The organism is Rathayibacter sp. Leaf296 (genome assembly GCF_001423045.1).
In the GTDB taxonomy this organism is placed as follows: domain Bacteria; phylum Actinomycetota; class Actinomycetes; order Actinomycetales; family Microbacteriaceae; genus Rathayibacter; species Rathayibacter caricis.
The window spans coordinates 1,466,129-1,486,324 of sequence record NZ_LMNR01000001.1; the positions used below are offsets into that span (position 1 = coordinate 1,466,129).

Genomic DNA, 20,196 nt, shown 5'->3' on the forward strand with positions numbered 1-20,196 from the left:
GAGGAGCACGGTGGCGACGTCGGCGCGCAACTGCCCGAGGGTCCGCTCCTCCTCGGGCACCTCGTGCAGTGAGCGGGCGGCGCGGTCGATCCGGTCGAACGCCCCGTGCGCTTCGGGAGCGGGGAGGTGCAGGTGCAGGGTGGCCATGCCGTCGAGGTCGCCGTCGAGCCACACGCCGCGGCGGGCGGCGCACCGCGTGTGCCGGTCGGTGAGTGACTCCGGATGCAGGCGTTCGCGCAGCGAGCGCAAGCGCCGTCGCAGCTGCGGAGGCGTGCAGTCGCGGGCGATGGCCGCTGCGGCCTCGTCGAAACGGCCGCGCACCTCCACCGGGAGATCGAGCGCGGCCCTGAGGACCACGCGCGCGTGCTCGGGTGCGATCGCGGCCTCGCGCAGAGCCGTCAGCGTCTCCGGCAGCTCGTTGACGAGCATCCGGCTCTCCTCCACGAGGACGCCGGCGAGGGATTCGGAGACTCGCATGCCTGTGGCGAGTTCGGCGATCAGGCCCCGCATCGCGGCCTCTTCGCGTTCGACGTGCGCCTGCACGCTCGGATCCACGAGCGCGTTCGGAAGCGTCATCGCCGTGCGACGGGCGAGCTCGATCAGCTCGGCGCGTTCGGCTTCGGCTCGGGCACGGAACGCGTCGACCACGCACGCGGCTCCCACCGCGGCGACGAGCGCGTCATCGAAGCACTCGCGCACGCTCGGACCGCCGCCCGCGGGCCGCGCCTCGACATCCAGAGGAACCATACGAGGATGACACCAGCGACCACCGACACCACGGGAACGAACGCGCCAGGCGGCGGCGGAACGCGCCAGAAACGGTCCACTGGCCGGCCTGCTGAAGGACGTGGATCTCGATACGCCCGCTCCGCGGGCTACTCGATCAGCAAGGGAGGGAGGACGGTCGAGATGCGGGCTGCTCGATCAGCACGAGGGCGCCCGCGAGGCGGGCACCCGACGGACCCTAAGCGCTGACGCCGACGCGCTCCTCGAGCGGCGGGTAGAGCGCCTCGTCGCGCGTGACGGGGGCCGCGGTGGCCGGGGCGATCTCGACGCCGGCGGCCGCGAGGATCCGCTCGGTCTCGTTCGCCGAGACGTACGAGACCTCGGTCGACGTGCCGATCGGCACGACCGAGTGCAGCACCGTGCCGTCGTAGACGTGGATGAGGTTGAACGCCTGGGCGCCGTTGCGCGCGCGGGTGCCGCCGACCGGGACGTTGAGGTCCTGGGTGTAGCAGGTGGCCGAGGCGACCGACACCGGGATGCCCGCGAAGGTGGCGGTGGAGGAGTAGTGGAGGTGCCCCGCGATGATGCTGCGGACGTCGGACCCCTCGAGGACCTCGGCCAGCGCCGGCTGGTCGCGCAGCTCCACGAGCACCGAGAGGTCGAGCACGGACGGCACCGGCGGGTGGTGCAGCGCCAGGATCGTGCCGTGCGGAGCGGGGCTCGCCAGCTCCTCGGCGAGCCAGTCGAGCTGCGCATCGGAGATCTCGCCGTAGTGGGCGCCGGGCACGGTCGAGTCGAGCGCGATGATGCGCAGCCCGTTCACGTCGTGCACGCGGTCGACGGGCTGCGTCGTGGGGAGCTGGTCGAGGAGCCCGGCGCGGAAAGCACCGCGGTCGTCGTGATTGCCCATGACCCAGATCACCTCGGCGCCGAGCCGGGCTGCCGCCGGCTCGACGACGGCGCGGAGCTTGGCGTACGCCTCCGGCTCGCCCTTGTCGGCGAGGTCGCCGGTGATGACGATCGCCTCCGGCCGTCCGCCGGACTCCTCGAGCTCGTCGAAGAGCCGACGGAGCTGCGCCTCGCTGTCGACGTCGGAGCCGTAGAGGCCTCCGTCGCCCGCGATGAAGTGCGTGTCGCTGAGATGAAGGATGAAGTGGTTGGGCCGCGGGTACTCGGCCTGACGGACAGTCATGATCCTCGGGTTTCACGATCGGCGGGAGCTGAATCGGTTGTTCCAGCATCGACACTAGCGAAGGTAGGCCGCGGGATCCAGGACTGCACCCGCTGACGCCAGTCCATCATCGCGGGGTGAACGAGGGGCCAACACGGCGCGGCGCGTCATCGAACGCTTTTCCCAGGAACCGGCGCGAACCGCAGGAACGAGGACGGCTCGGCTCAGAGCCGGTGCAGCAGCCGCTCGTAGAAGACGATCGCGCGCTCGAACTGGTCGGCCTCGACCGACTCGTCGGCCCCGTGGATGCCGAGCTGCTGCTGAGTGCTGATCTCGAAGGGGATGAAGCGGTAGACGCCGTCGCTGATCGCGTGGAAGTGCCGCGCGTCACTGCCGCCGGTCTGCACGTACGGCGCCACGATCGCCTCGGGGAACACCTCGCGGATCACGGAGCGCAGCACGTCGTACGGTCCGCCGTCGCCGGGCTCGCCGGTCGAGGAGACCGGGGAGGGCTCGTGCGCCACCCGCACGTCGACCTCCACCTGCGGGTCGTCGATGACGTCGCGGATCCGGGCGACCACGCCCGCGACCGTGCCGCCCGGGTTGATCCGGACGTTCGCGACGGCACTGGCGGTCGAGGCGAGGACGTTGGCGCCGGTGCTGCCGCGGAGCTGGGTGACGGCGACGGTGGTGCGCAGCATCGCGGCCGAGCGGTTGGAGTGCGCTGCGAGAGCGCCGACGACCGCGTCCGGGTGCTCGTGCGGGTGGGCGTACCAGACGGCGTGCGCCGCGTCGGCGTGCGGAGCCGCCGCCTGCACGAGCTCGGCGATCGGCTCCGGGAGCGTGGACGGGAACGGGTTCTCGGTCAGCCGGTGGATGGCTCGGGCGAGGCGCTGCGTGGCGAGGAGCCCCGGGAAGGGCGGGGGAGCGGAGGCGTGGCCACCGGCGTCGCGGCAGGTCAGCTCGAGGTTCATGATGCCGCGCTCGGTCACTCCGACGACGGCGATCGGAGTGGTCACGCCGGGCAGGATGCCGCGGCGGACGTTGCCGCCCTCGTCGAGCACGAAGCGGGGCCGCACGCCGCGGGCGGCGAGCAGGGCGACGACCGAGGGAGCGCCGTCGCCGGCCGTCTCCTCGTTGTGCGTCGAGAGGAGGTAGACGTCGCGCTCGGGACGCTCGCCGCGCAGCACCGCCGCCTCGACCGCCTCGAGCAGGGCCACGAGCGAGCCCTTGTCATCGAGGGCGCCGCGGCCGATCACCGAGGTGCGCCCGTCGGGCCGCAGGACGGTGTCGGCGGCGAACGGCGAGCTCGACCAGTCCTCGGGTGTGACGCTGACGACGTCGTAGTGGGCCATCAGCACCGCGGGGTCGCCGTCGGCGGTGCCGCGCCAGCGCCAGAGCAGCGAGTGCCCGGCGACGATCTCGCGCTCCAGCGCGCCGTGCAGGGCGGGGTAGAACTGCTCGAGCAGCTCGACGAAGACCTCGAAGCGCGACCAGTCGGTCGCGGATTCGTCGGAGTGCGACACCGTGTCGACCCGCAGCAGGGCCTGGAAGCGCTCGAGCGCGGAGGTGGTCGTCACCGGGCTAGCCTACGACGGCGGTCAGCGGCCTCCGGCCCGCGCGGAGCGGAGGTGCGCGGTGACTCCACTGCCCGAGGTGTGCGTGGTCTACGTGCTGCGCGAGAGCGACGGAACCGACGAGGTGCTGCTCGGCGAGAAGCGCCGCGGTCTGGGTGTGGGCCGGGTCGTCGCTCCGGGCGGGAAGCTCGAGCCGGGGGAGTCGCCGGTCGAGGCCGCCGTGCGCGAGCTCGCCGAGGAGGTCGGGCTGCACGCCGAGCCGGGCGATCTCGTCGCGCACGGGATCCTCGACTACTCGTTCCCGCACCGGCCCGCGTGGAGCCAGCGCTCGCACGTCTTCCTCTGCCGCCGCTGGCGGGGCGAGGTGACGGAGTCGGCCGAGCTCGCCGCCGAGTTCGTCCCGCTGCACTCCGTCCCCTACGAGCGGATGTGGGACGACGCGCGCTGGTGGCTCCCGGGCGTGCTGCTCCGGGGCGAGCACGCGCGCTTCCGCTTCGAGTTCGGCGAGGACCTCGCGACCGTCCGCGCCGCCGACGTCCCCCGGTTCACCTCCGCGGGCTGAGCTCAGACCTCGAGGACGTCGCCGGGTTCGAGCGCGTGGTACTCCCCGCCGCCCTCGCGGGTCGCCCAGCCGAGGCGGTCGTGGCCCATGCCCCGGCCGGCCTCGGACAGCACTCCCTCGTGCGTCGCGAAGGCGTGCCGCGGAGAGAGGGCCAGCACGTGGTCCATCGACTCGGCGATCTTCATCCAGGGAGCGCCGGAGGGGGCGGCCAGGATCTCCACGTCGACGCCGTCGGGCCGGGTGAAGGAGTCGCCCGCGTAGTAGAAGCTCCCGTTCACAAGCACCGCGACGTTGTCGATCACGGGGATCGAGCTGTGGATGACCGCGTGCCGCGAGCCGAAGAACCGCAGCTCGAACGGTCCGACCTCGACGCGGTCGCCGTCCGAGACGGTCTCGATGGCGAAGCCCTCGGCGGCCGCAGCGACCCCCGCCGGTCCGAAGAAGCGGATCGACGGGTTCGCCGAACGCAGGCGCTCGAGCTGCTCGGGCGTCCAGTGGTCGGGGTGCTCGTGGGTGAGGACCACGGCCACGGTCTCGGCGGTGCCCTCCACGGGGCGGGTGAAGGCTCCGGGGTCGATCACGAGGCGGGATCCCGCCTCCTCGACGAGGACGGCGGCGTGCTCGAGCTTGGTCAGTCGCATGGGTCCGAGCTAACCGCCCTCGCTGCCCGGTCGCAAGGCGGTGCCGACAGGCGAGGCGGTGCCGTCACGCCCGGCGGGCGGCCAGGGCACCGGCGAACGCGGCGGCGGAGGAGGGCGAGCTGTCGATCCGCCAGTCCACCTCCTTGTCGTGGTGGAACCAGACCAGGCCGACGACGTCCGGCTGGACGTTCAGGTACCCGACCAGGTCGCTGATCCACGCGGCCTTGGAGCCGCCGGCCTCGGCGGACGCCGTCTCGCCGATGATGATCGGGGTGCCAGGGGACAGCGACCGCACCTGATCCAGGCCCTCGGCGAAGAGCGCGCCGGCGGTGGTCCAGGAGCTCCAGGTCGTCGCCGTGCCCCAGTTGTAGCCGTCGAGTGCGAGGACATCGACGGAGGCGGAACCCGGGTAGAGCGTGTCGAGCGGCACCGAGCCGGAGTAGGGCACGTTCGGGCTCCACACCCACTGCACGTTCGTCGCGCCCTGCGCCTGGAAGATCCCGTGCACGTGGTTCCAGGCGGCCGCGTAGGAGCCCGAAGCGTTCCCGTTCACTCCGTCCGACCAGGGATACCAGTCGCCGTTCATCTCGTGCGCGTAGCGGAGCAGGACGGGCGAGCCCCAGGCGGCGAGGTCCCGCGCCCAGCTCGTGAGGTAGGCGTCGTGGTCGCCGGCGAGGATGCGGGCGGAGGAGTACGCGGGCTGGTCGACACCGCCGCCCCAGCGCCAGGGCTCCCAGGTGATCAGGCTGGTGGCGCCGCGGGCGGCGACGCTGCGCAGATCGGCGAGCGGAGCAGACTGCCCGAAGTCCTGGTACGAGACGACGATCGACGGGCTCTCGCCCGCCAGCGTCGCCACGGCGTCGAGCTCGGCTTTCGCCGAGGCGCCACCGGGGGTGGTGACTCCGAAGCGGAGCCGGGCACTGCTGATGACGGGTGCCGCAGGAGGAGCGGTGACGGTGAAGACCGCCGTCGACGAGGCGGTGCCGGCGCGAGCCGTGATCGTGGTCGGGCCCGCCGGCGCGCTCGGGATCGCGACCGGCGCCTGGAAGACTCCGGAGCCGTTCGTCGTGATCCGGACGGACGTGCCGAGCACCGTCAGGGATCCGCTCGTCTTCTTCGGGAAGGCCGCGCCGGTGACGACGACGGTCGTCCCGACCGGACCGGACGCGGGGGAGAGGGTGATCGACGGCGGAGTCGGCGCCGCGGCCGCCGCAGGAGCGGCGAGCAGTGCGGAGAGGACGACTCCGAGCGCGGCGATCGCGGTCAGGAGTCGGGGTCGGGAGTGCGGGCGGATCGGCATCGGACGGCTCCTCGGGGACGTGCCCCCGCCGATCGGCGGTGGGGGGACCTCGAGCGTAGGAGCCGGGTGCCCTGCGTCCCGCGCCCCGGAGGGGGGCTGTCCGCGCTGAGATTCCCACCGGTCGGGCAGGCGGCCCCCTCGATTTGCATCGATGCGGATCCGTGTGCAACACTCTTCGAGTTGCAAAAACGCGGCCCCATCGTTTAGCGGCCTAGGACGTCGCCCTCTCACGGCGGTAACGCGGGTTCAAATCCCGCTGGGGTCACCACGGCAACACCAGAAGAACCCCCGGCTCAGGCCGGGGGTTCTTCTGCGTTAACAGCGCGTCACCGCACCTGGGCCGAGCGGTTCCGGCGACGGTCGTGGGCCTGCGGAACCCCGGCCGACCCCCTCCCGCGGCACGCCGCCGACGGTAGGATCGCAACCGCGAAGGGGAGCGAACCGGCCTTCCCGCTCCCTCCGATCACGCCGCACCGCGCGCGCCGGGCGGAGCGAGCGCCGGACCCCGTCCGCGTGGTCCGCCTGCGGACCCGCTCCGCCGCATCCTCTTCACCCCTGAAAGGCCCCCATGCTCGATCTGCCCGTCTGGTTCGTCGTCGGCTCCTTCATCGGCCTGACGCTGATCCTGGCCGCCGACCTGCTGATCGTCTACAAGCGGCCGCACGTGCCGAGCCTGAAGGAGTCGAGCCTCTGGGTCGCCTTCTACGTCAGCCTCGCGCTGATGTTCGCCCTGCTGATGCTGATCCTGGGCGACGGCGAGCACGCGGGCCAGTTCCTCGCGGGCTGGCTGACCGAGTACAGCCTCTCGATCGACAACCTCTTCGTGTTCGTCATCATCATGGGGCGCTTCGCGGTGCCGCCGAAGTACCAGCAGGAGGTGCTGATGGTGGGCATCATCATCGCGCTGATCCTGCGCGGCGTCTTCATCCTGCTGGGCGCGCAGCTGATCGAGAGCTTCAGCTGGATCTTCTACCTCTTCGGCGCGTTCCTCGTCTACACGGCCTACAACCAGGCCTTCGGCAAGGAGGACGAGGACGAGGGCACGGACAACCTGCTCATCCGCCTGCTCCGCCGCCGCGTGAACATCTCGGACAGCTTCGACGGCTCGAAGATCCGCACCGTGATCGACGGCAAGAAGTTCTTCACGCCGATGCTGATCGTGTTCCTGGCGATCGGATCGACGGACCTGCTGTTCGCGCTCGACTCGATCCCCGCGATCTTCGGCATCACGCAGAGCCCGTTCATCGTCTTCACCGCGAACATCTTCGCCCTGATGGGGCTGCGTCAGCTCTACTTCCTGCTCGGCGGCCTGATCGACAAGCTCGAGTACCTGAAGTACGGCATCGCGTTCATCCTCGCCTTCATCGGCGTGAAGCTCGTCCTGCACGCCCTGCACGAGAACGAGCTCCCCTTCATCAACGGCGGCGAGCCCGTGCCGGTGTGGGACATCGACACCTGGACGTCCCTCGCCGTGATCATCGTGAGCATGGCGGTCGCCACGCTGGCCAGCCTCGTCAAGATGCGGCGCGAGCACGCGCACATCGAGATGCACGACGGGCACCCCGAGGTCGTGGCGGACGCCGACTCGACGCGTCCCTCCGACGAGAAGTGACGGCCGGATGACCCCCGTGGACGTCGACCTGCCCCAGGGCGTGCTGCACCTCAGCGTGACCAGCAGCACCGACGTGGGGAACGTGCGGCGCGTCAACGAGGACGCGCTGCTGGCCGACGAGCTGGTCCTGGCGGTCGCGGACGGCATGGGCGGTCACGCGCGCGGCGACCTCGCCAGCGCCACCGCCGTCGACGCCCTGCGGGCGAACACCCCCGCGGTCATCGGTCAGGTGGACGCCGTCTTCGATCTCGTCGAGGCCGCGAACGCCGCGGTCCGCGGGCTCGACGTCGGAGGAGCGCTCTGCGGCACCACCCTCACCGGGCTCACCCTGGTGCGGCCGGACGGGGTGGGGCCCGCGCGCTGGGCGCTGTTCAACGTCGGCGACTCCCGCGCGTACCGCTGGGACGGATCCGATCTCGAGCAGCTCACCGTCGACCACTCCGCCGTGCAGGAGCTCGTCTCGGCGGGCCTGCTCACCCGGGAGCTCGCGGAGACGCATCCGGACCGCAACATCGTCACGCGCGCGCTCGGCGCCGACGACGAGGTCGAGACGGACGTCTGGACCCTGCCGGTCCTCCCGCGCTCGAGCTACCTCCTCTGCTCCGACGGCCTGACGAAGGAGCTCCCGGACGCCGAGATCGCCGCTCTGTTCGCGCGCCGGGACGCGGGTGCGATCGGCGCTCCGGACCTCGCCGCGGCCCTCGTCCGCGCCGCGATCGAGGCCGGCGGGCGCGACAACGTCACCGTGGTCGTGATCGACGCGGTCCTCGAGCAGCGGCGCTGAACCTCGAGGATCCTCTGCCGCGATCGGCCGGGAGCGGGCTCGTGGCGTCCCCGGGAGCGGAGCCGCCGCGGTGCTAGTCTCTGGGGATGCTGACCGGCCGGCTCCTTCTTCTCCGCCGCGACGAGACCTCGATCTGACAGGCCTCCCTCGTCGCGGTGTCTCCCGTGGGCTGACCACCATTCCTGAGGAAGAGAAACCCGTCATGAACGACAGCTCCATCGAGTCCGGGACCGCCCGGCCGCGCACCCTCGCCGAGAAGGTCTGGGACGACCACCTCGTCGCCAAGGGCGAGGACGGCACCCCCGACCTCATCTACATCGACCTGCACCTCGTGCACGAGGTCACCAGCCCGCAGGCGTTCGACGGCCTCCGCCTGGCCGGCCGACCCGTGCGCCGGCCCGATCTGACGATCGCGACCGAGGACCACAACACCCCGACCCTCGCCATCGACAAGCCGATCGCCGATCTGACGAGCCGCACCCAGATCCACACCCTGCGCCGCAACGCCGAGGAGTTCGGCGTCCGCCTGCACTCCCTCGGCGACATCGAGCAGGGCATCGTGCACGTCGTCGGCCCGCAGCTCGGGCTGACGATGCCCGGCATCACCGTCGTCTGCGGCGACTCGCACACCTCGACGCACGGCGCGTTCGGCGCGATGGCGTTCGGCATCGGCACCAGCGAGGTCGAGCACGTCATGGCCACGCAGACCCTGCCGCTGAAGCCGTTCAAGACGATGGCGATCACCGTCGAGGGCGAGCTGAAGGAGGGGGTGACCGCGAAGGACATCATCCTGGCCGTCATCGCGAAGATCGGCACCGGAGGCGGTCAGGGCTACGTGCTCGAGTACCGCGGCTCCGCCATCCGCGCGCTCTCGATGGAGGGCCGGATGACGATCTGCAACATGTCGATCGAGGCCGGCGCCCGCGCGGGCATGGTCGCCCCCGACGAGACGACCTTCGCCTATCTGAAGGGCCGCCCCCACGCCCCCTCGGGTCAGGACTGGGACGACGCGGTCGCCTACTGGCGCACGCTGCCCAGCGACGAGGGCGCCTCCTACGACGCCGAAGTCGTGCTGGACGCCGACGCGCTCGAGCCCTTCGTGACCTGGGGCACGAATCCCGGCCAGGGAGTGTCGCTGTCGCAGTCCGTCCCGGACCCGGAGGCCATCGCCGACCCGAACGAGCGCTCCAACGCCCGTCGCGCGCTGGAGTACATGGACCTCGAGGCCGGCACCCCGATGAAGGAGATCCCGGTCGACGCGGTCTTCATGGGTTCCTGCACCAACTCCCGCATCGAGGATCTGCGCGCGTTCGCCTCCGTCATCAAGGGGCGGACCAAGGCGCCGGGCGTGCGCGTCATGGTGGTGCCCGGCTCCGCCCGCGTGCGGATCGAGGCCGAGGCCGAGGGTCTGGACCGCGTGTTCACCGACTTCGGCGCGGAGTGGCGCTTCGCCGGCTGCTCGATGTGCCTGGGCATGAACCCGGATCAGCTCGCGCCGGGCGAGCGCTGCGCCTCCACCTCGAACCGCAACTTCGAGGGACGCCAGGGCAAGGGCGGACGCACGCACCTCGTGTCCCCGCTCGTCGCTGCGGCGACCGCCGTGCGCGGCACCCTCTCCAGTCCCTCCGATCTGGAGCCCGCTCGAGAACTGGTGGAGGCCTGACCATGGACAAGTTCGAGACCGTCACCGGCATCGCCGCGCCGCTGAAGCGCAGCAACGTCGACACCGACCAGATCATCCCGGCGGTGTTCCTCAAGCGCGTCACCAAGACCGGCTTCGAGGACGCGCTGTTCCACGGCTGGCGCCAGGAGGAGGACTTCGTCCTCAACCGGCCGGCGTTCCAGGGAGCGCAGATCCTCGTCGCGGGTCCCGACTTCGGCACCGGCTCCAGCCGCGAGCACGCGGTCTGGGCGCTGCGCGACTTCGGCTTCCGGGTCATCCTGTCCTCCCGCTTCGGCGACATCTTCCGGGGCAACTCCGGCAAGCAGGGGCTGCTCGCCGCGGCGGTCGCCGAGGAGGCGATCGAGCGCCTCTGGGAGCTCATCGACGCGCAGCCGGGAATAGAACTGACCGTCGATCTGGTTGCGCGTACGGTCACCGCCGGTGGCGAGTCCTTCCCCTTCGAGGTCGACGACTACACTCGTTGGCGCCTGATCGAGGGGTTGGACGACATCGGTCTGACTCTGCGCGACGAAGCGCGCATCTCCGAATTCGAGACCCGCCGCGAGAGCTGGCGGCCCAAGACATTGCCGGTGAAATAGCGTGAACACACTTCTTCAGGATGCGAAGGCCCTCCAGGATGCCAAGGCGTCCGGGGCGCGGGTGGGGATGATGACCGAGCGGATCACGATCAACGGCGGTCGCCCGCTGAAGGGCCGCATCGAGCTGAAGGGCGCGAAGAACCTCGTCACCAAGGCCATGGTCGCGGCGCTGCTCGGCGAGACCGCCTCGACGCTGCGCGACGTCCCGGACATCAGCGATGTCCGCGTCGTGAAGGGCCTCCTCGAGGTGCACGGAGTGAAGGTGCAGCAGGGCCCGGAGGTGGGCGAGCTGATCCTCGACCCCTCGAACGTCGAGTCGGCGCACTTCGCCGACATCGACGCGCACGCCGGCTCGAGCCGCATCCCGATCCTCTTCTGCGGACCGCTCCTGCACCGCCTGGGCGAGGCGTTCATCCCCGACCTCGGCGGCTGCCGCATCGGCGACCGTCCGATCGACTACCACCTCGAGGTGCTGCGCAACTTCGGCGCCATCGTCGAGAAGCTGCCGTCCGGCATCCGGATGTCGGCCCCCGAGGGCCTGCACGGCGCCAAGGTCGCGCTGCCCTACCCCAGCGTCGGCGCCACGGAGCAGGTGCTGCTGACCGCGGTGCGCGCCTCGGGCATCACCGAGCTGTCGGGTGCGGCCATCGAGCCCGAGATCATGGATCTCATCAACATCCTGCAGAAGATGGGCGCCATCATCTCGGTCGACACCGACCGCGTGATCCGCATCGAGGGCGTGGACCGCCTCGAGGGCTACACCCACCGCGCCCTGTTCGACCGCAACGAGGCCGCCTCCTGGGCCGCCGCGGCTCTCGCGACCGACGGCGACATCTTCGTCGGCGGCGCCCGCCAGCAGGAGATGACGACCTTCCTCAACGTCTTCCGCAAGGTGGGCGGCGCGTTCGAGATCGCGGAGGACGGCATCCGCTTCTACCACCCCGGTGGCGAGCTGAAGCCGGTCATCATCGAGACCGACGTGCACCCCGGCTTCATGACCGACTGGCAGCAGCCTCTCGTCGTGGCGCTGACGAAGGCCAAAGGCGTGTCGATCGTCCACGAGACCGTCTACGAGCAGCGCTTCGGCTTCGTCGACGCCCTGGTCGAGATGGGCGCGACCATCCAGATCCACCGCGAGTGCCTCGGCGGGCAGGCGTGCCGCTTCGGCCAGCGCAACTTCATGCACTCGGCCGTCATCTCCGGCCCGTCGAAGCTGCACGGCGCCGACATCGTGGTGCCGGATCTGCGCGGCGGGTTCTCGCACTTGATCGCAGCGCTCTCGGCCGAGGGCACCTCGACGGTCTCGAACGTGGGCATCATCAGCCGCGGCTACGAGAACTTCCTGACGAAGCTCGAGCTGCTCGGAGCCGACTTCTCGCTCGACGCGTAGTCGCACCGCCTGCCAGACCCTCCGGAGGAGCCCGCATCGTCGGGCTCCTCCGTCCTTTGCGGGGTCTTGCCGAGCTCCTCGTCCTGGGCGTACGGTGTGCGCATTCTCAGGCGGAGGGGTCCGTCGGAGCCGCCGCCGACGAGGAGCGACCATGGACGATCCGGCCGTCTCGACCGAAGGGCTGGTCAAGACCTTCGGTACGACCCGAGCGATCGACGGCGTCGATTTCGAGATCCCGCGCGGCGGGGTCCACGGCTTCCTCGGCCCGAACGGAGCCGGCAAGACGACGACCATCCGCGTCCTCGCGACACTCCTGCGGCCGGACGCCGGGCGTGCCCTCGTGCTGGGGCACGACGTCGTCACCGAGGCGAAGGAGGTGCGGCGGAAGGTCAGCCTCACGGGACAGTTCGCCTCGGTCGACGAGGACCTCACCGGCCGCGAGAACCTCCGGCTGATCGGGCGGCTCTTCGGCTACACCGGCTCGCGCGCGTCGCGACGGGCCGACGACCTGCTCGACGCGTTCCACCTGGGCGAGGCGGCCGACCGGCAGGTGAAGAAGTTCTCGGGCGGGATGCGGCGCCGGATCGACATCGCGGCGAGCATCGTGGTCACTCCGGAGCTGCTGTTCCTCGACGAGCCGACGACCGGGCTGGACCCGCGCAGCCGCAACGAGGTGTGGGACATCGTCCGGGCGATGGTGGCGAGCGGCACGACGGTGCTCCTGACGACCCAGTACCTCGACGAGGCCGATCGGCTCGCCGACCGCATCAGTGTCATCGACACCGGCCGGGTGATCGCCGAGGGCACGCCGGGGGAGCTGAAGGCGTCGGTCGGATCCGGGTCGCTGCACGTCCGCGTGCTCGATCCCGCGACCCGGGGCGAGGCGCGGCGCCTGCTCGAGGCGGTGCTCGGAGTCGAGGTGCGGGAGGAGGCCGATCCGGCGGCCCTCGCGGCGCGCGTGGACGGCTCCGCCCGCGACGTCACCCGCGCCCTGACCGCGCTGGAGGGCGCGGGCATCGAACTCGCCCAGTTCTCGCTCGGCCAGCCCTCCCTCGACGAGGTGTTCCTCGCGCTGACCGGCAGACCGCAGGCCACGACAGAGGAGGAGGCGGCATGAGCCTCGACACCGCCCGCGAGACCGCGCCGGATCGCGAGGCGCTCCTCGCCGTCCTCGTGCAGGGCGAGCGGCCGACTCCACCCGGGCCCGTCTCGACGTCCCTCACGTTCGGCTGGCGCGCGCTGCTGAAGATCAAGCACGTGCCGGAGCAGCTGTTCGACGTGACGGTGTTCCCGATCATGTTCACGCTGCTCTTCACCTTCCTCTTCGGCGGGGCGCTGGCCGGAAGCACGGTCGACTACATCCAGTTCCTGCTGCCCGGGATCCTCGTGCAGGGCGTGATCATGATCACGATGTACACCGGTACGACGCTGCGGACCGATCTGGATCGCGGGGTCTTCGACCGCTTCCGGTCGCTGCCGATCTGGCGTCCCTCCGCGCTCGTCGGCATGCTGCTCGGCGACGCGGTGCGCTTCACCATCTCGGCCGTGATCACCGTCTGCCTCGGCCTCCTGCTGGGCTTCCGACCGGGCGGAGGAGTGATCGGCGTCGTGCTCGGGGTGCTCCTGCTGCTCGTCTTCGCGTTCGCGCTCGGCTGGATCTGGACGTTCCTCAGCCTGGTGCTGCGCACCTCCGGCTCGGTGATGGGCGTGAGCATGCTCGTGATCACGCCGATCACCTTCGGCAGCAACATCTTCGTGGACCCCGCCACGATGCCCGGCTGGCTCCAGTCCTTCGTCGAGGTCAATCCGGTCTCGCACCTGGTGACCGCCGTGCGGGCGCTGATGGCGGGAGCGGATCCTGGTGCGGAGCTCGTGCTGACGCTCGTGTGGGCGGCGGGGCTCGTCGCGGTGTTCGGGACGCTGACGATGTGGCGCTACCGCGACGCGCGGTAGCGGGAGCGTCAGCCGCGACGCGAGCCCCAGACTGCGCGGGGCCTCGGCCGACCGACAGCGGGGATCCGCTGTGCCAGTCGGGCGTGCAGCCGGTCAGCCGTCTCCTCAGGAGCTCGCCGCAGTCCCAGCAGCCCGGGTCCCTCGACGAGACGAAGTGTCAGGAGGCGGGCACGGGCTCCCCTCGTGACGCCGAGCACGAGGACCGAGCCGTGGCGTTCCACTCCTCGAGTGCGCGACCACGGGATGCGCGACTCGTGCTCGCCGGTGGCGATCACCAGGTGGTCCGGCTCCGGGCGGACGACGACGAACGTGCGCAGGAGCGGTGACGGAGCGTCCGGGTCCAGCCAGCGCAGCAGTCGGTGCAGGCGACGCGTCCCGACGGCGGCGACTCCGCCGGAGGCTTCGGCGCGCACGAGCACGAGCGGGCCCGCCACGTGCCGGACGATCACCGTCGCGAGAAGGCCGAGCACGAGGACGAGGACGATCGCGCCGGCGACGATCGGGGTCGTGCTCAGGATCTGCTCCAGCACGGCGTCGCGAGACCCGCTGTCGACTCCGATGGCGGAGAGCACCGCCCACAGAAGCAGAGGGCCGAGGAAGGCGAGCGCCGGGAGGCTCTCGCGCAAGACCCGGCCCGCCGCCCTCACAGTGCCGGAGGCACTCGGATTCAGCGGTCGCTCGGGCACGATCGAACGCTACAGCCCCGCGGAACGGAGCACCGGCCCGGGCGCGGCGGGCGTGGGCGGGCCGCGTCGACGAGGGTCGATGGCAGGATGGGCGGGTGTCTGAACGCAGCCGTCCGTCCGTCTTCTGGTTCCTCGCGGCCGCGGTGATCCCCGCGATGACCGCCTCGGTCGACCTCCGCGTCCGCGACGGCCACAAGGTCCCGAGCACCGGCGCCTTCGTCTTCGCGCCCAACCACTACAGCGAGATCGACCCGATCATCACCGGGTGGACGCTGTGGAAGCTGGGGCGCGCGCCGCGGTTCCTCGCGAAGGCCTCGCTCTTCAAGGTCCCCGTCGTCGGGGCGCTCCTGCGCGCGTCGGGGCAGATCCCGGTCGAACGCGCCGGGACCGTCCGCGGCAACGAGCCGCTCAAGGCGGCGAAGGCGCTCGTCGACGAGCAGCGCTCGGTGATCATCTACCCCGAGGGCTCGCTCACCCGTGACCCCGAGCTCTGGCCGATGCGCGGCAAGACCGGGGCGGTGCGGATGGCGCTGCAGTACGACCTGCCCGTGATCCCCGCGGCGCACTGGGGCACGCAGCAGCTGATGGGCCGCTACTCCAAGAAGCTCACGCTCTTCCGGCGCAAGCGCGTCGACATCCTGATCGGCGATCCCGTCGACCTGTCGGCGTTCCGCGGGCGCAGCCTCGACTCCGTGACGCTGAACGAGGCGTCGGCGGTGGTCATGGCCGCGATCACCGCGCTGCTCGAGGAGCTGCGCGGCGAGACCGCGCCGGCCACCCGGTGGAACCCGTCCGAGCACAACCAGAAGGGGACGGGACGCTTTGAGTCCGAGCAGTAGGAGATCCGCTCCGATCCCCGTCCCGCGTCGCGTCGCGGTGCTGGGAGCGGGGAGCTGGGGGACCACGTTCGCCAAGATCCTGGCGGACGGAGGATCGGACGTCGTGATGTGGGCGCGCCGGAGCGAGCTCGCCCGGGAGATCACCGAAGCCAAGCGCAACAGCGACTACCTGCCCGGCATCAACCTGCCGCGCAACATCCGCGCGACACCGCGCATCGAGGAGGCGCTCGAGGGCGCCGACCACGTGTACCTCTCGATCCCGTCGCAGTCGCTGCGCGGCAACCTCGAGGCGATCACTCCGTTCCTCACCGAGCGCACGGTGCTCATCAGCCTGATGAAGGGCGTGGAGAAGAGCACGGGACTGCGGATGAGCGAGGTGATCGCGCAGATGCTGCCGATCGATCCGAGCCGCATCGCGGTCGCCTCCGGGCCCAACCTCGCCCTCGAGATCGCGAAGGAGCAGCCGACGGCCGCGGTCATCGCCTCCGAGAGCCTCGTCACCGCTCAGGAGGTGGCCCTCGCCGCCACCAACCGCTACTTCCGCTCCTACGTGAACACCGACGTGATCGGCACGGAGTTCGGCGGCGTGCTGAAGAACCTGATCGCGGTGGCCATCGGCATCGTCGACGGGGTCGGCTACGGCGAGAACACGAAGGCGTCGATCATCACGCGCGGCCTCGCCGAGATGACCGACTTCGCGGTCGCCTACGGGGGCCGGCCCGAGACGATGTCCGGTCTCGCGGGGCTGGGCGACCTCATCGCCACCTCGAGCTCGTCGCTCTCGCGCAACAACACCGCGGGGCGACTGCTCGGGCAGGGCTACAGCTTCACCGACGTGGTGAAGTCGATGCAGCAGACCGCGGAGGGACTCGCGTCCGTGGCCCCCGTCCTGGAGCTCGCCCGCGCGCGCGGAGTCGACATGCCCATCGTCCAGCAGGTGTCGCAGGTGCTCGCCGGTACGCTCGACCCGAAGGACATCGCGCCGCACCTGACCACGGATTCGGACGAGCCACAGGGTGAGAGGAACCTCGATGACCAGCAAGCTCCGCGTCGCCGTTCTGTTCGGGGGGCGCTCCAGCGAGCACTCGATCAGCTGCGCCACGGCGGCAGGGGTCCTGAGGGCGATCGACCGTGACCGCTTCGAGGTGATCCCGGTCGGGATCACCGTCGACGGCGCGTTCGTGCTCGAGGAGGACCGCCCCGAGAAGTTCGCGCTCGACGCGGCGGCCCTGCCCCGCGTGCACGACGACGGCAGCCGTGTGCGCTGGCCGGAGTCGACGCTCTCGCGCGAGCTGAGCGTCACCCGGGCCGACGGCTCGAGCGAGTCGCTCGGGGACGTCGACGTCGTGTTCCCGATCCTGCACGGGCCGTGGGGCGAGGACGGCACGATCCAGGGCCTCCTCGAGCTCGTGGGGCTTCCCTACGTCGGCTCGGGCGTGCTCGCCTCGGCGCTCGGCATGGACAAGCACTTCACCAAGACGGTGCTGCGCGCGGCCGGCATCGAGGTCGCGCCCTGGTACACGGTGACCGAGGCGGAGTGGCGCGCCGCCCCCGGAGACGCCGAGGCGGCGCTCGACGAGCTCGGGCTGCCCGCGTTCGTCAAGCCGGCGCGGGCCGGCTCCAGTGTCGGAGTGAGCCGGGTCGACGACCGCGCGGACCTCGCTGCGGCTCTCGACGAGGCGTTCTCGCACGACTCCCGCGTGCTCGTCGAATCGGCGATCGTGGGCCGCGAGGTCGAGATCGGCGTGCTCGGCGGCCGTCGCGGGGAGCTGCCGCGCTCCTCCGTCGCCGGCGAGATCGTGATCTCGGGCCGCGGCTTCTACGACTTCGAGGCCAAGTACCTCGGGGCGGCAGGCATCGACCTGGTCTGCCCCGCCGACCTCACCGGCGACGAGCTCGCCGAGATGCGCGAGCTGGCGGTGCGCGGGTTCGAGGCGATCGGGGCCGAGGGTCTCGCCCGCGTCGACTTCTTCCTCACCGCCGACGGCTTCGTGGTGAACGAGATCAACACCATGCCCGGGTTCACGCCGATCTCGATGTTCCCGCGGATGTGGGGGGCGAGCGGCGTCGAGTACCCCGACCTCATCACGGAGCTGATCGAGCTGGCCCTCGAGCGCCGCCCGGTCGCGGTGGCGTGACGGATCCGGCCCTGGGGCTCCGCCTCGAGGCGGGACCGACCGCTCCCTTCGAGCAGATCCGGGAGCAGATCACCGCGCAGGTCGCCGACGGCGCGCTGATCGTGGGCACGCGGCTGCCGCCGGTGCGCGCCCTGGCAGAGACGCTGGGCGTGGCCGCGGGGACGGTCGCACGCGCCTACAAGGAGCTCGAGGCGGCCGGCGTCGTCGAGACGCGCGGTCGCTCCGGCACCGTCGTCGCGCGCGGAGCGGACGGCGTGGGGCACGAGGCCCAGCTCGCGGCGGTCGCGTTCGCCGAGCGGATGCGCGCGCTCGGCGTCGCTTCTGACGAGGCGCTGAGGATGGTGCGGACGGCGCTCGGCCGCTGAGGTCAGCCCTCGGGCGTCCCGGTCGTGTCGAGGGTGTCGGTCTCGGACACGTTGGTGCACTCGCCGACCTTCGGCAAGTAGGACACCGACTCGGCCAGGTCGACGACGGCCGACGTGCCGGAGGCGCGGCTCTGGTCGACGGTGATCTCGACGGCGGGATCCCGACCGTACGTCGTCAGCGTGTAGACGTCGTCGGCCGCCTGCGACTCGTCGATGATCCAGTCGACCCCGCTGACCGAGACGCAGAGGTCGGTCGTGGGGCCGGGCACCTCGACTCCGCAGTGCAGGATGACCGCGGCCGGGGTGCCCCAGGCGCCGGTGCCCTGCGCGTTCGTCTCGCGCTCGGGCTGGCCCGCGACCACGTCCGGTAGCCGGACCGAGACCTCGGCGCACTCGGTGCTCGTCGCGTCCGCGGCCGGTTCGAGTGCGACCGGGGCGGAGCAGCCGCTGAGCAGGAGCACGGCGGACAGGGCGGCGAGGGGGCTGGCGAGGCGGCGGGGGGACATCGCGAGCCAGGCTAGCGTGTCAACCATGGCACCGGATCAGAGCTTCACCGCGGCCGACGCCGCCTCCTCGCCGGCCGCCCCGTCGCTGGCCGAGCTGAGCGAGGGCGAGGTCCTGGCCCGGGTGCTCGCCCGGCTGTCCGCCGGATCCGCGGGCACCGAGACGCTGGTGGGCCCCGGTGACGACTGCGCCGTGGTGCGCGCTCCGGACGGCCGCTTCGTCGTCACCACGGACATGATGGTGCACGGCCCGGACTTCCGGCTCGCGTGGTCCACGCCGTTCGACCTGGGCTGGAAGGCGGCGGCGTCCAACCTCTCGGACGTCGCGGCGATGGGCGCGCGCCCGACGGCGCTGGTGGTCGCCATCGCCGCGCCGCAGGAGCTCGGCGTCGACGTGCTGGAGGGGATCGCCGACGGTCTGGCCGCGGGCTGCGCGGCGATGGCTCCCGGCTGCGGGGTCGTCGGGGGAGACCTGTCTGCGTCGGCGACGCTCACCCTCTCGATCACCGCGTTCGGCTCGCTCGACGACCGCGCGCCCGTGCTGCGGAGCGGAGCCCGTCCGGGCGACGTGCTGGCCGTGGCAGGGATCCTGGGGGCGGCGGGCCTCGGACTGCGGCTGCTCTTCGAGCGGGCGCAGGAGGACGGGGTGCCGTCCGCGCGACTCGCGGCGCGGCTCCGGGAGCGGCTGCCGGCGGTCCTCGACGCGCAGCTGCGGCCGACTTCGCCGATCGCGGCCGGCATCGCCGCCGGCGCCTCCGCCACCGCGATGATGGACGTCTCGGACGGCGTCGTCCTCGACGCGCGGCGGATGGCGCGCGCGAGCGGAGTCGTCCTCGACCTCGACCCGGCGACGGTCGACGCGCACGCCGCTCCACTGACCGATGTCGAGGGGATCGACGCGGCGCTCGCCCGCTCGCTCGTCCTGGGCGGCGGCGAGGACCACGCGATGCTCGCCTGCTTCCCCGAGGGCGTCGCGCTCCCCGAGGGCTTCACCGTGCTCGGGCGGGTCCGCGAGGGCGCTCCCGAGGTCCGGCTCGGCGGAGCGGCGCTCGAGGACCGCGGCGGATGGGACCCCTACCTCGGCTGGGACGGCGCCGCCGGGTGACCTAGGGCCGGGAGGCCCACCAGATCGTGGTGTCCCCGTAGTCCTTGCGGCGCTCGCGCTCGAGTCCGGCGGGCCACGTCGGCTCCGGGCTGCGGGAGCTCCGCTCGACGACCACGACGGCGTGCTCGTGCAGCAGCGGCAGCACTCCCGCCAGATCGGCCGCGAGCTCCTCCTCGGTGACGTCGTACGGCGGGTCCAGGAGCACCGTGTCGGCGAGCAGCCCGGCGGCGCGGTCGAGGAACGAGCGGACGGACGACGTGACCACCTCGATCCGCGGGCGCGGCAGCCGTCCGGCCGCAGCCGCCGCGACGACCGCCCGGGCGTTCGCATCGACCGTCCGGGCGGCGGAGGGATCGCGCTCCACGAGCACCACGTAGGCGGCTCCGCGGCTGGCGGCCTCGAGCCCGAGTGCTCCGGATCCGGCATAGAGGTCGAGGACCGTCGCCTCGTCGACGGCGTCGCGCGCCTCGAGCGCCGAGAAGACGGCCTCGCGGACACGATCGCTGGTCGGACGGGTGCCGGCGCGCGGGACCTTGAGGGTGAGCGACCCGGCGTAGCCGGAGATGATCCTGGTCACCGTCC

21 protein-coding genes and 1 tRNA gene are annotated in these 20,196 nt (G+C 71.6%); 14 read left to right on the forward strand and 8 right to left on the reverse strand.

The features are described 5' to 3' along the window. The 3 genes from ASF46_RS06770 to ASF46_RS06780 form a co-directional block, all read right to left on the reverse strand. On the reverse strand, nucleotides 1-747 hold a 747-nt coding region (locus tag ASF46_RS06770), incomplete at its 3' end, for a DUF222 domain-containing protein (RefSeq protein ID WP_235576868.1). 217 nt (nucleotides 748-964) lie between these two features. Continuing rightward, nucleotides 965-1,918 (reverse strand): phosphodiesterase, encoded by a 954-nt coding sequence (locus ASF46_RS06775; RefSeq protein WP_056866881.1) that lies wholly within the window; start codon nucleotides 1,916-1,918, stop codon nucleotides 965-967. 203 nt (nucleotides 1,919-2,121) lie between these two features. After that, nucleotides 2,122-3,477 (reverse strand): M20/M25/M40 family metallo-hydrolase, encoded by a 1,356-nt coding sequence (locus tag ASF46_RS06780; RefSeq protein WP_056866882.1) that lies wholly within the window; start codon nucleotides 3,475-3,477, stop codon nucleotides 2,122-2,124. A gap of 58 nt (nucleotides 3,478-3,535) precedes the next feature. Here ASF46_RS06780 and ASF46_RS06785 point away from each other — a divergent pair, with 58 nt between their 5' ends. Further along, nucleotides 3,536-4,036 (forward strand): 8-oxo-dGTP diphosphatase, encoded by a 501-nt coding sequence (locus tag ASF46_RS06785; RefSeq protein ID WP_056866883.1) that lies wholly within the window; start codon nucleotides 3,536-3,538, stop codon nucleotides 4,034-4,036. Between the two features lie 2 nt (nucleotides 4,037-4,038). Here ASF46_RS06785 and ASF46_RS06790 read toward each other — a convergent pair whose 3' ends face one another. Together ASF46_RS06790 and ASF46_RS06795 are read right to left on the reverse strand one after the other, a co-directional pair. Beyond that, a complete protein-coding gene (locus ASF46_RS06790; RefSeq protein ID WP_056866884.1) occupies nucleotides 4,039-4,677 on the reverse strand; it encodes an MBL fold metallo-hydrolase in 639 nt (212 codons plus the stop codon). A 64-nt stretch (nucleotides 4,678-4,741) separates the two neighbouring features. Beyond that, nucleotides 4,742-5,977: a glycoside hydrolase family 26 protein gene (locus ASF46_RS06795; protein ID WP_056866885.1), complete on the reverse strand. Its 1,236-nt coding sequence runs from the start codon at nucleotides 5,975-5,977 to the stop codon at nucleotides 4,742-4,744. A gap of 192 nt (nucleotides 5,978-6,169) precedes the next feature. On the opposite strand from ASF46_RS06795, the gene ASF46_RS06800 reads away from it, so the two are divergent. The 8 genes from ASF46_RS06800 to ASF46_RS06835 all read left to right on the forward strand — a co-directional run bounded on the left by ASF46_RS06800 (nucleotide 6,170) and on the right by ASF46_RS06835 (nucleotide 13,978). Further along, a tRNA-Glu gene (locus ASF46_RS06800) sits at nucleotides 6,170-6,245 on the forward strand. Between the two features lie 300 nt (nucleotides 6,246-6,545). Beyond that, nucleotides 6,546-7,589, forward strand: a complete 1,044-nt coding sequence (locus ASF46_RS06805) for a TerC family protein (protein WP_056866886.1) — start codon at nucleotides 6,546-6,548, stop codon at nucleotides 7,587-7,589. A 7-nt stretch (nucleotides 7,590-7,596) separates the two neighbouring features. After that, on the forward strand, nucleotides 7,597-8,373 hold the full coding sequence (locus ASF46_RS06810; RefSeq protein WP_056866887.1) for a PP2C family protein-serine/threonine phosphatase: 777 nt from the start codon (nucleotides 7,597-7,599) through the stop codon (nucleotides 8,371-8,373). 202 nt (nucleotides 8,374-8,575) lie between these two features. Next, nucleotides 8,576-10,036 (forward strand): 3-isopropylmalate dehydratase large subunit, encoded by a 1,461-nt coding sequence (leuC, locus tag ASF46_RS06815; protein WP_056866888.1) that lies wholly within the window; start codon nucleotides 8,576-8,578, stop codon nucleotides 10,034-10,036. A gap of 2 nt (nucleotides 10,037-10,038) precedes the next feature. Then, nucleotides 10,039-10,635: a 3-isopropylmalate dehydratase small subunit gene (leuD, locus tag ASF46_RS06820; protein WP_056866889.1), complete on the forward strand. Its 597-nt coding sequence runs from the start codon at nucleotides 10,039-10,041 to the stop codon at nucleotides 10,633-10,635. A gap of 70 nt (nucleotides 10,636-10,705) precedes the next feature. After that, nucleotides 10,706-12,025 carry a UDP-N-acetylglucosamine 1-carboxyvinyltransferase gene (murA, locus tag ASF46_RS06825; RefSeq protein ID WP_170116425.1) on the forward strand — a complete coding sequence of 440 codons (1,320 nt, stop codon included), beginning with the start codon at nucleotides 10,706-10,708 and terminating at the stop codon, nucleotides 12,023-12,025. Nucleotides 12,026-12,176: 151 nt separating this feature from the next. Continuing rightward, complete coding sequence (locus ASF46_RS06830) at nucleotides 12,177-13,142, forward strand: ATP-binding cassette domain-containing protein (RefSeq protein ID WP_056866891.1); 966 nt, start codon at nucleotides 12,177-12,179, stop codon at nucleotides 13,140-13,142. Then, a complete protein-coding gene (locus tag ASF46_RS06835) occupies nucleotides 13,139-13,978 on the forward strand; it encodes an ABC transporter permease (protein ID WP_056866892.1) in 840 nt (279 codons plus the stop codon). Before ASF46_RS06830 ends, ASF46_RS06835 begins: the two co-directional genes overlap by 4 nt. 8 nt (nucleotides 13,979-13,986) lie before the next feature. Here ASF46_RS06835 and ASF46_RS06840 read toward each other — a convergent pair whose 3' ends face one another. Then, nucleotides 13,987-14,664 (reverse strand): hypothetical protein, encoded by a 678-nt coding sequence (locus ASF46_RS06840; protein WP_157602284.1) that lies wholly within the window; start codon nucleotides 14,662-14,664, stop codon nucleotides 13,987-13,989. A gap of 155 nt (nucleotides 14,665-14,819) precedes the next feature. On the opposite strand from ASF46_RS06840, the gene ASF46_RS06845 reads away from it, so the two are divergent. Genes ASF46_RS06845 through ASF46_RS06860 form a run of 4 tightly spaced genes read left to right on the forward strand, consistent with a single transcriptional unit; the run spans nucleotide 14,820 to nucleotide 18,006 of the window. After that, entirely contained in the window at nucleotides 14,820-15,503 is a 684-nt protein-coding gene (locus tag ASF46_RS06845; RefSeq protein WP_082485399.1) for a lysophospholipid acyltransferase family protein, read from the forward strand. Beyond that, the gene (locus ASF46_RS06850; protein ID WP_055793017.1) at nucleotides 15,487-16,638 is read left to right on the forward strand and encodes an NAD(P)H-dependent glycerol-3-phosphate dehydrogenase; all 1,152 of its coding nucleotides are present in this window, start codon (nucleotides 15,487-15,489) and stop codon (nucleotides 16,636-16,638) included. The genes ASF46_RS06845 and ASF46_RS06850 overlap by 17 nt, the downstream gene beginning before the upstream one ends. Further along, nucleotides 16,535-17,641 (forward strand): D-alanine--D-alanine ligase family protein, encoded by a 1,107-nt coding sequence (locus ASF46_RS06855; RefSeq protein WP_056866895.1) that lies wholly within the window; start codon nucleotides 16,535-16,537, stop codon nucleotides 17,639-17,641. The genes ASF46_RS06850 and ASF46_RS06855 overlap by 104 nt, the downstream gene beginning before the upstream one ends. Continuing rightward, nucleotides 17,638-18,006, forward strand: coding sequence for a GntR family transcriptional regulator (locus ASF46_RS06860; RefSeq protein WP_200919669.1), 369 nt, complete (start codon nucleotides 17,638-17,640; stop codon nucleotides 18,004-18,006). The genes ASF46_RS06855 and ASF46_RS06860 overlap by 4 nt, the downstream gene beginning before the upstream one ends. Before the next feature lie 2 nt (nucleotides 18,007-18,008). On the opposite strand, the gene ASF46_RS06865 is transcribed toward ASF46_RS06860, so the two are convergent. Then, complete coding sequence (locus ASF46_RS06865) at nucleotides 18,009-18,539, reverse strand: DUF3515 domain-containing protein (RefSeq protein ID WP_235576869.1); 531 nt, start codon at nucleotides 18,537-18,539, stop codon at nucleotides 18,009-18,011. On the opposite strand from ASF46_RS06865, the gene thiL reads away from it, so the two are divergent. Continuing rightward, nucleotides 18,538-19,614, forward strand: a complete 1,077-nt coding sequence (gene thiL, locus ASF46_RS06870) for a thiamine-phosphate kinase (protein WP_056866897.1) — start codon at nucleotides 18,538-18,540, stop codon at nucleotides 19,612-19,614. The genes ASF46_RS06865 and thiL overlap by 2 nt on opposite strands. Nucleotide 19,615: 1 nt before the next feature. On the opposite strand, the gene rsmD is transcribed toward thiL, so the two are convergent. Further along, complete coding sequence (gene rsmD, locus ASF46_RS06875; RefSeq protein WP_056866898.1) at nucleotides 19,616-20,191, reverse strand: 16S rRNA (guanine(966)-N(2))-methyltransferase RsmD; 576 nt, start codon at nucleotides 20,189-20,191, stop codon at nucleotides 19,616-19,618. Nucleotides 20,192-20,196: the final 5 nt, after the last annotated feature.

Bases quoted from the DNA above. Each gene is read 5' to 3' on its own strand.
- ASF46_RS06775 (WP_056866881.1), bottom strand. From the start codon at position 1,918: ATGACTGTCCGTCAGGCCGAGTACCCGCGGCCCAACCACTTCATCCTT.
- ASF46_RS06790 (WP_056866884.1), bottom strand. From the start codon at position 4,677: ATGCGACTGACCAAGCTCGAGCACGCCGCCGTCCTCGTCGAGGAGGCG.
- ASF46_RS06795 (WP_056866885.1), bottom strand. From the start codon at position 5,977: ATGCCGATCCGCCCGCACTCCCGACCCCGACTCCTGACCGCGATCGCC.
- ASF46_RS06805 (WP_056866886.1), top strand. From the start codon at position 6,546: ATGCTCGATCTGCCCGTCTGGTTCGTCGTCGGCTCCTTCATCGGCCTG.
- ASF46_RS06810 (WP_056866887.1), top strand. From the start codon at position 7,597: ATGACCCCCGTGGACGTCGACCTGCCCCAGGGCGTGCTGCACCTCAGC.
- leuC (WP_056866888.1), top strand. From the start codon at position 8,576: ATGAACGACAGCTCCATCGAGTCCGGGACCGCCCGGCCGCGCACCCTC.
- leuD (WP_056866889.1), top strand. From the start codon at position 10,039: ATGGACAAGTTCGAGACCGTCACCGGCATCGCCGCGCCGCTGAAGCGC.
- murA (WP_170116425.1), top strand. From the start codon at position 10,706: ATGACCGAGCGGATCACGATCAACGGCGGTCGCCCGCTGAAGGGCCGC.
- ASF46_RS06830 (WP_056866891.1), top strand. From the start codon at position 12,177: ATGGACGATCCGGCCGTCTCGACCGAAGGGCTGGTCAAGACCTTCGGT.
- ASF46_RS06835 (WP_056866892.1), top strand. From the start codon at position 13,139: ATGAGCCTCGACACCGCCCGCGAGACCGCGCCGGATCGCGAGGCGCTC.
- ASF46_RS06845 (WP_082485399.1), top strand. From the start codon at position 14,820: ATGACCGCCTCGGTCGACCTCCGCGTCCGCGACGGCCACAAGGTCCCG.
- ASF46_RS06855 (WP_056866895.1), top strand. From the start codon at position 16,535: ATGACCAGCAAGCTCCGCGTCGCCGTTCTGTTCGGGGGGCGCTCCAGC.
- thiL (WP_056866897.1), top strand. From the start codon at position 18,538: ATGGCACCGGATCAGAGCTTCACCGCGGCCGACGCCGCCTCCTCGCCG.
- ASF46_RS06865 (WP_235576869.1), bottom strand. From the start codon at position 18,539: ATGGTTGACACGCTAGCCTGGCTCGCGATGTCCCCCCGCCGCCTCGCC.